Raw genomic sequence first — 8,119 nt, 5'->3', positions numbered from 1 at the left:
GGTTTCCGTCGTGACGACCGCCCCTCCGGCGGTTTCAACCGTGACGACCGCGGCGGCCGTTCCTTCGAGCGCCGTGACGACCGCCCCTCCGGCGGCCACCGAGGCAGCGACCGTCCGTTCAACCGCGACCGTCGTGACGACCGTCCGGCCGGCGGCTTCCGCTCGGGCGGCGACCGCCCGTACGGCCGCCGCGACGACCACCGCGGCTCCGGCCCGGCCGGCGGTTCCTTCCGCCGCGACGACAAGCCGCGCTGGAAGCGCAACGGCTGACACGGCCGAAACGCCTGACACGGCCGGTCTCGCGCGGGGCCCCTCGTAGGACTTCTACGAGGGACTCCTCGCGCAGGACCCTGGAACGGGGCCCGCACGAGCACTTCGGTGCTGGTGCGGGCCCCGTTCCCGTACGTGCGGACCCGGCGCCACCGCCACCGTCCGAGCCCTCCGGCCGGCCCACGGCGCGACCGGTGTCGGATACCCGATCGGCTCCGGGGATCTCTCGGGCTATGCTGCACGGGTGCCTTTGTGCACGGGCCGTTAGCTCAATTGGTCAGAGCAGCGGACTTTTAATCCGTTGGTTGTGGGTTCGAGTCCCACACGGCCTACCGAAGGCGGGGAGGGTTCTCCCCGGCCCGCCGAGAAGCGTCCCGTCCGGTTCCGACCGGCGGGGCGCTTCGGCGTTCCCGGGTGGCGGGTTCACGGTCGGTGGTTTTTCGGTCAGTGGGTCTCCGGGGCACGGGTCTTCGGGTCACGGGTCTCCGGGCGGCGGTAGACGCAGACGTTCGCGCCGTGGGGGCTGGTGGTGGTGGAGACCGGTTCGAGGGTGCGCAGGACGCCGTCCGTGGGGAAGAGCGACTTTCCGCCGCCGAGGAGCACCGGCATGACGACCAGGCGGAGTTCGTCGGCCAGGTCCTCTGCCAGGAGCGTACGGACGAGGGTGGGGCTGCCCAGGACGAGGAGGTCGCCGCCGGGGGCCTCGTGGAGTTCGCGGAGGCGGTCCACGGCCCTGTCGCCGTGGACGAGCCGGGTGTTGTGCCAGCCGAGGTCGGCCTCGCCGAGGGTGTCCGAGACGACGTACTTCGGGAGCGCGTTCAGGTGGTCGGCGAAGGGGTCGCCGGCCCGCTCCGGCCAGACGGCCGCCATCGCCCGCCAGGTGCGGCGGCCGAAGAGCAGCGCGTCCGCCCGCTCCGTGGCCTCGGCGAACGCGCCGCCCACCACCTCCGGGTCGAAGAAGGGGTGCGACCAGCCACCGTGGGCGAAACCGCCGTCGGTGTCCTCCTCCGGGCCGCCCGGTGCCTGGACGACGCCGTCGAGGCTGATGAACTCGCTGATCACGATGCGCATGGGTTCTTCCTCTTCCTGGGGCGCCGGGTGTGCCCGGGCGTCCGGTGTGCCCGGGCGTCCGGTGTGCCCGGGGTGGCTGGTGTGTCCGGGGCGCCCCGGGCGCCTGGGCTCCTGTGGTCGGGTTCCTGTTCTTCGGGAGTGCCGGATCCTTGAGGAGTTCCGGGTTCTTCGGGAGTTCCGGGTTCTCTGGGGGGTCTCTGGGGGTCCGGGGCTCCCATGCCCTCCGGGTATCCCTGTGTCTTCCCTGATTCCCCGGGCTTTTCGGGTTCCTTCTCCGTCGTGGGGTAGGAAAGCCGCGGGGCACGGGAGGGAAGGCGGTCTGCGGACGTCGCTCCCGGAGGGCCTTGCGCCGAACGGCTTCGTCCGGAGCGCGTGGCGCGGGGGCGTGGGGAAGGGTGGAGACGGAACGTGGAGGTGGGGACGGTGACGGCGAGCGGAACCGGTGGTCCGACGAAGGCGGCCCGACGGCTGGCGCGCTGTGCGCTGCTCGTGGCGGTGGCCGCGGTCCTGGTGCTGCTGACGGCACTGGGCGGCGGCGGAGCCCTGATCCTGGTGATCGGGCTCGTGGGGCTCGCCCTGTCGGCCGTGGGCATCTGGTGGTTCCTCGCCCACCGGGGGCCGCTGAGGGCCCTCGGCGCACTGCTCGCGGTCGCCGCGCCCGCCGCCGTCCTCACCCTGTACATCGTCGGCGGCGTCTGGCTCAACGCCCTCGTGGCCCTCGCGCTCTGGGGCGTGGCCCTGTTCTGCGCCCGGTCCGCCCTGCGCCGACCGGAGCAGGAGGGGGCCGGGCTGATGCGGGGCGAGCCCGCGGCCCGGCCCCGGAAGCCCGTCCTGATCATGAACCCGAAGTCCGGTGGCGGAAAGGTCGAGCAGTTCGGGCTCGTCGAGCGGGCCGAGAGGCTGGGCGCCCGGGTGATCCTCCTCGACCCGTCCGCCGACACCGACGTCACCGAGCTCGCCGAGCGGGCCGTGGCCGAGGGCGCCGACCTGCTCGGCGTGGCCGGCGGCGACGGCACGCAGGCGCTGGTCGCCGCCGTGGCCGTCGAGCACGACCTGCCGTTCCTCGTCGTCTCGGCCGGCACCCGCAACCACTTCGCCCTGGACCTCGGCCTCGACCGCACCGACCCGTCGACCTGCCTGAACGCCCTGACCGACGGCGAGGAGCTCCGTGTCGACCTCGGCACGGTCTCCGGCCGCGCCTTCGTCAACACCGTCTCCTTCGGGGTGTACGCGGACGTGGTCCAGCACCCCGAGTACCGCGACGCGAAGGCCGGCACCGCCCTCGACGCCCTGCCCGACCTGCTCCAGGGCGGCCAGGGCGACCGTGTCGACGCGGTCGTCGACGGCACCCTGGTCGACGCGCAGCAGGCGCTCCTGGTCAGCAACAACCCGTACGCCACGCCCGATCCGCTCAGCGCCGACCCCGCCCGAAGGCCCCGTCTCGACGGGGGCGAGCTCGGCGTGATCGGCGTCCGGGTGGAGGGGGCGATGCAGGCCGCCGAGCTGGCGGTACGGGGGACCCAGGCGGCCGCCCTGAACGTCCTGACGGCCCGTAGGGTCGAGGTCACCTGCGACAGCGGAGACGGCCCCATCTCCGTCGCCGTCGACGGCGAGGCCCTGACCCTGCCCACCCCGGTCGTCTGCACCCTCCGCCCGCGCGCCCTGCGGGTGCTCGTGCCCCGCGACCGGCCGGGCACCGTGCCCCCGCGACCGCCCCTCGACTGGCGGCGCATCACCGAACTCGCCTTCCACACCCACCCGCACCACCGACCTCCGAGGAGCGGCGCATGACCCACGACACGCCCACCATGACCGCCGAGGCGGTCCTGCACGATCTCCGCGCCGTCGACGGCGCCGTGTACGCCGCGGTGGCCGCCACGCCCACGCCCACCCTGGACACGGCCCTCCGCCGGCTCTCCAGGACGGCCGACCACTCCAAGATCTCCCTCTCCGTCGCGGCCGTCCTCGGCCTCTTCCCGGGCCGCCCGCGCCGGGCCGCGCTGGCCGGGGTCGGGGCGATCGCGGTGGCCTCGGCCACGGCGAACCTGCTGGGCAAGCGGCTCGTCCGCAGACCGAGGCCGGACCGGGAGGCGGCCCGGGTGGTGGCGGGTCGGCACGTTCCCATGCCCGACTCGGCCTCGTTCCCCTCGGGGCACACCGCGTCGGCGGTCGCCTTCGCCACGGCGGTGGGAGTGGTGCTGCCCGCCGCCGCCGTGCCCCTCGGGATCCTGGCGTCGACGGTGGGGTACTCCCGGGTCCACACCGGCGTGCACTATCCGGGCGACGTCGCCGCGGGCGCCGTCCTCGGCGTCGCCAGCGCCGCCGTCTCCCTGACGGTCGGCGCCTCCCTCGCCCGCCGACGGGGATAGCGACCGGGGGACGGGGCCGGGGGCGAGGCCGGGGCCGGGAGGGTCAGTACTTCGCCCGTGCCAGTTCCTCCTCCGTGAGGCCGAGCGCCGCGAGGCGTTCCGGGTCCACCAGGATGTGCAGCTCGACGATCCGGTCCCCGGCGACCGTGAACACCATGAGCGCGGTCGGGCGTCCGTCGACGACGGAGAGGACCGCGGGATCGCCGTTGGCCACGACCCACAGCGTCGCCTTCCGGAACCTGGAGTACGCGAGGGCCTGCGCGACGACGGTCTCGGCGCCCCGGACCAGCTTGGAGACCGCGGGCGCGAGCCGGCCGCCGTCCGCGCGCAGCACCACGTCCGGGTCGAGGACCGCGAGCAGGCCCTCGAAGTCGCCTCCGTTCGCGGCGGTGAGGAAGGCGTCGGCGACCTCCCGCCGCCGGCGCGCGTCCGGGGCGGGGCCCGGGGAGGCGTCCCTGACCCGGCGGCGGGCGCGGCTGGCGAGCTGGCGGGTCGCGGCCGGGCTGCGGTCCACGACCTCCGCGATCTCGTCGAAGGAGACGGCGAACATGTCGTGCAGCACGAACGCGAGCCGTTCGGCCGGCGACAGGGTCTCCAGGACGACGAGGAGGGCGAGGCCGACGGACTCGCCGAGTTCGGCCGCGCGCTCCGGGTCGGCGGCCTCGGCGGCGCCGGCGGTTTCCCCGAACCGGACCACGGGGTCGGGGACGTAGTACTCCAGCGGGGACTCGCGGCGGGAGCCGCGCGAGCGCAGCATGTCCAGGCAGACGCGGCCGACGACCGTGGTCAGCCAGGCGCTGAGGTTCCGCACCCCGCCGACGTCGGCGCGGCTGAGCTTGAGCCAGGCCTCCTGGACGGCGTCCTCGGTCTCGCTCAGCGAGCCCAGCATCCGGTACGCCACCGCCCGCAGGTGCCCCCGGTCGGCGTCGAAGCGACGGGCCAGGAGTTCCTCGTCGCCGTGCGTCTCCACGTTCACGCCTCCGTCACCCTCCCCTTCCACGTCCGCGCCAATGCCCGCGCCCACGCCCACGTCCGTGCCCGCGTTCCTGTCCGTGTCCAACGGTCGGTCTCCCCCTTCGCGTACCGTCATGCCTCCATGACGGATCGGACCCCGCCCGTGTGACAAGAAGAGGCGGGTCAGGGGCCCGGTGCGTGAGATTCCCGGCCTCTCGCGCCGAACGCCCGGGAATCCCCGGTCGAAGGCCACGAGCACCGTGGTTCCCCACTTCAGCGGGGCGCCCTGCGGACCTAATTTGATCACCATGACGACGACACCGCAGGTCAACCCGGTACTCCGCACCCCGCCGGCCTCTCCCGCCGCCGCTGCCGCGTACTTCTCCGCGAGCCTCGCCTTCCACGCCGACGTCTCCGACGTGGCCTCGGTCCTCGCCGCCTTCGCGGCCGGGGGCGCCAACCCCGGCTTCGTCCTGGTCGACACGCGGTCCACGGCCGCCTGGGACCAGGGGCACGTGCCCGGAGCCGTCCACCTACCGACCGCGCTCGTTCCCGAGCGGGCCGAGGATCTGCTCGACCGGTCCGTGCCGGTCGTCACGTACTGCTGGGGCCCCGGCTGCAACGGCGCCACCCGCGCCGCGCTCGCCCTCGCGGAGCGGGGCTTCCAGGTCAAGGAGATGCTCGGCGGCTTCGAGTACTGGGTGCGGGAGGGCTTCGCGTACGAGACCTGGGAGGGGCCCGCGGAGAAGGCCGCGGACCCCCTGACGGCCCCGGTCGGCACCGGCGACTGCGGCTGCTGACGTAAACCGATTTCAGGATTGCCCCGGTCATGCCGTAGAGTCGTGTTCACCGACGCGGGGTGGAGCAGCTCGGTAGCTCGCTGGGCTCATAACCCAGAGGTCGCAGGTTCAAATCCTGTCCCCGCTACTCAGTGGAACGAAGGCCCGGATCCTCTTGGATCCGGGCCTTCGTCGTTCTCCACCCGGACGCGCGGCGCTTCCGGTTGACCTTGACGCAACGTCAAGATCTAGCGTTCTCGCCATGGAGTGGTCGATCCAGGAGATCGCCAAGAAGGCCGGTACCACCAGCCGCACCCTCCGGCACTACGGGGAGCGCGGACTGCTGGAGCCGAGCCGGATCGGTGCGAACGGTTACCGGTACTACGACGAGGCGGCGCTCGTGCGCCTGCAGCGGATCCTGCTGCTGCGCGAGCTGGGGCTCTCGCTGCCCGCCATCGCCGAGGTCCTCGCGGGCCAGCGGGACACATCCGCCGCCCTGCGCACCCACCTCGCCCTCCTGGAGCAGGAGCGCGAGCGCATCGGACGCCGGATCGCGTCGGTGCGGACCACCCTCCACAAGACGGAGAACGGAGAGGAACTCATGGCGGACGAGATGTTCGACGGCTTCGACCACACGCGGTACGAGGAGGAGGTCACCCACCGCTGGGGCCGCGACGCGTACGAGCAGGGCGACCGGTGGTGGCGCTCGCTGGACGAGGAGCAGAGACGGGCCTTCGTCGAGGAGCAGGCCGGCATCGCCCGCGACTTCGGGAAGGCGGCGCGGGACGGCCTGGCCGCCGACAGCGACGAGGTGCAGGCCATCGCGGGGCGCCAGGTCGCGTGGCTGTCGACCACGACGACGCCGACCAAGGAGTACGTGATCGGCCTCGGCCGGATGTACGTCGACGACCCCCGCTTCACCAAGAACTACGACAGGTACGGCGAGGGCACCGCGGTCCTGGTCCGGGACGCGATGGCGGTCTACGCCGAGCGGAACATGTGACCGGAGGGGGTTCCCGGAGGCCCCGGAGATCCCGGTGGCCCCGACGGCTCCAGTGGCTTTCGCGCCCAGGCCCGCACCTGGACCCGTACCCAGCCCCGCACCCCCGTCCGCCGTACGCCGGTCGGCCGTACGGAGTCGCCGTCCGCCGGGGCGGCGGCCACCCTGGAAGGGAGCGGTGCGGGGCCGCGGCCGGGCGGACCGGGCAGGAGAGAACAGGTGGGGCACCCCCTAGGAGCGGCGGGAGGCGGGCGGCGGGGCGGTGAGGGCCGCCCCGGGTACCGGGGGGCCCGGCGGTTCATCCGTGCGCTGCCGCCGCTGATCATCGCGGGCGGCATCCTCTTCGACGTGTCGACCCCCGCCCCGTACACCGCCTCCCCGATGCTCGCCGCCGCCCCGCTGGTCGCCGCGCCCTTCTTCTCCCTGCTCGTCACCCTCCTCACCGGGATCGCCGCCGTCCTGTCCTCGGTCGGCCTCTACCTCTTCAGCGACGACGGCACCCGCGCCCCGGCCGTCGCCGAGACCCTGACCGTGCTCACGGTCTCCGTGCTCGCCCTCCTCATCAACCGGGTGGTGCGCCGCAGCGGCGAACGGCTCGCCTCGGCGCGGGTCATCGCGGAGACCGCGCAGAAGGCGGTGCTGCCGACGCCCGCCGAGCGGATCGGCGGGCTGCGGTGCGCGGCCCGTTATGAGGCGGCGCAGGCGGACGCGTTCATCGGCGGCGACCTGTTCGCCGTGCAGGACACCCCGCACGGGGTGCGGCTCGTGGTCGGGGACGTGCGGGGCAAGGGCATGGACGCGGTCGAGGCCGTCGCCGTCGTCATCGGGGCCTTCCGGGAGGCGGCCGAGCAGGAGCGGACCCTGGAGGGCGTGGCGCAGCGGCTCGAACGGGCGCTGGACCGGGAGGGCACCCGCCGGGACAGCCTCGACGCCGTCGAGGGGTTCACCACCGCCGTCCTGGCCGAGATCCCGCGCTCCGACGGCAGCGGCACCTTCGACGGTTTCGTACGGGTCGTCAACCGCGGGCACCCGTCCCCGCTGATGCTGTACGGGGACGGGCGGGTCGAGCCGGTCGACCCGAGCCGGCCGGCGCTGCCCCTCGGCATGGGGGACCTCGCGTCGTGGCCGGACCGGGCCGAGGCGCGGCCGTACCCGCCGGGCACGACGCTGCTCTTCTACACCGACGGCCTCTCGGAGGCGCGGAACGCGCAGGGCGTCTTCTACGACCCGGCGGAGCGGCTGGCCGGGCGGATCTTCCCCGGGCCCGAGGAGATGCTCGACGCGCTCGTGGACGACGTACGGCTCCACACGGGCGGCGGGGCGACGGACGACATGGCGCTGCTCGCGCTGAACCGCCCGACGGCGGGGCAGCCGGAGCGGCGCCGGACGATGCCGGTGGTGCCGCCGGGCGGACCCCGGCACTGACCCGCCGGGCGGACCCCGATACCGACCCGCCGGGCAGGCCCCGGCGGCCCGTCACCAGGGGTAGCCGAGAGGTCTCCCTGCGATAACAATTGATGCACCGTCAGGTTGCGGAGGTTTTGCCGTTCGGGAGATCCGCCTTGCTGAAGGGGGATCAAACGGGGCGAATCCCTACCGATCGAATGAACGATCACGGGGGACAGCTTGGAATCGGGACCCCCTGTCTATTAACGTTCGATAACGCAGCGCGGTCG

General features: G+C 73.7%; 7 protein-coding genes, 2 tRNA genes and 1 pseudogene. 8 read left to right on the top strand and 2 right to left on the bottom strand.

Going from position 1 to position 8,119, the window contains the following annotated elements:
* Both AB0398_RS08165 and AB0398_RS08160 read left to right on the top strand, forming a co-directional pair.
* Positions 1 to 270 (top strand): annotated as a pseudogene (locus AB0398_RS08165) (RNA helicase); the annotation flags it as partial.
* Positions 271 to 528: 258 nt separating this feature from the next.
* A tRNA-Lys gene (locus tag AB0398_RS08160) sits at positions 529 to 602 on the top strand.
* Positions 603 to 714: 112 nt separating this feature from the next.
* Here AB0398_RS08160 and AB0398_RS08155 read toward each other — a convergent pair.
* Positions 715 to 1,341 carry a dihydrofolate reductase family protein gene (locus AB0398_RS08155; RefSeq protein WP_366373057.1) on the bottom strand — a complete coding sequence of 209 codons (627 nt, stop codon included), beginning with the start codon at positions 1,339 to 1,341 and terminating at the stop codon, positions 715 to 717.
* A gap of 423 nt (positions 1,342 to 1,764) precedes the next feature.
* On the opposite strand from AB0398_RS08155, the gene AB0398_RS08150 reads away from it, so the two are divergent.
* Positions 1,765 to 3,132, top strand: coding sequence for a diacylglycerol kinase family protein (locus tag AB0398_RS08150; protein ID WP_366373055.1), 1,368 nt, complete (start codon positions 1,765 to 1,767; stop codon positions 3,130 to 3,132).
* Positions 3,129 to 3,710: a phosphatase PAP2 family protein gene (locus AB0398_RS08145; protein WP_366373054.1), complete on the top strand. Its 582-nt coding sequence runs from the start codon at positions 3,129 to 3,131 to the stop codon at positions 3,708 to 3,710. The genes AB0398_RS08150 and AB0398_RS08145 overlap by 4 nt, the downstream gene beginning before the upstream one ends.
* Before the next feature lie 43 nt (positions 3,711 to 3,753).
* On the opposite strand, the gene AB0398_RS08140 is transcribed toward AB0398_RS08145, so the two are convergent.
* Entirely contained in the window at positions 3,754 to 4,686 is a 933-nt protein-coding gene (locus tag AB0398_RS08140) for a sigma-70 family RNA polymerase sigma factor (RefSeq protein WP_366373053.1), read from the bottom strand.
* A 286-nt stretch (positions 4,687 to 4,972) separates the two neighbouring features.
* Here AB0398_RS08140 and AB0398_RS08135 point away from each other — a divergent pair, with 286 nt between their 5' ends.
* The 4 genes from AB0398_RS08135 to AB0398_RS08120 all read left to right on the top strand — a co-directional run bounded on the left by AB0398_RS08135 (position 4,973) and on the right by AB0398_RS08120 (position 7,868).
* Entirely contained in the window at positions 4,973 to 5,464 is a 492-nt protein-coding gene (locus tag AB0398_RS08135) for a rhodanese-like domain-containing protein (RefSeq protein WP_366373052.1), read from the top strand.
* A 53-nt stretch (positions 5,465 to 5,517) separates the two neighbouring features.
* A tRNA-Met gene (locus AB0398_RS08130) sits at positions 5,518 to 5,591 on the top strand.
* 114 nt (positions 5,592 to 5,705) lie between these two features.
* Positions 5,706 to 6,446 (top strand): MerR family transcriptional regulator, encoded by a 741-nt coding sequence (locus AB0398_RS08125; protein ID WP_366373051.1) that lies wholly within the window; start codon positions 5,706 to 5,708, stop codon positions 6,444 to 6,446.
* A gap of 216 nt (positions 6,447 to 6,662) precedes the next feature.
* Complete coding sequence (locus tag AB0398_RS08120; RefSeq protein ID WP_366373050.1) at positions 6,663 to 7,868, top strand: PP2C family protein-serine/threonine phosphatase; 1,206 nt, start codon at positions 6,663 to 6,665, stop codon at positions 7,866 to 7,868.
* Positions 7,869 to 8,119 lie beyond the last annotated feature (251 nt).

The sequence above is a fragment of the Streptomyces sp. NPDC086147 genome (genome assembly GCF_040702165.1).
Taxonomy (GTDB): Bacteria; Actinomycetota; Actinomycetes; order Streptomycetales; family Streptomycetaceae; genus Streptomyces.
Note: the sequence above shows the minus strand (reverse complement) of the source record. Positions and strands in the feature narration are given on the sequence as shown.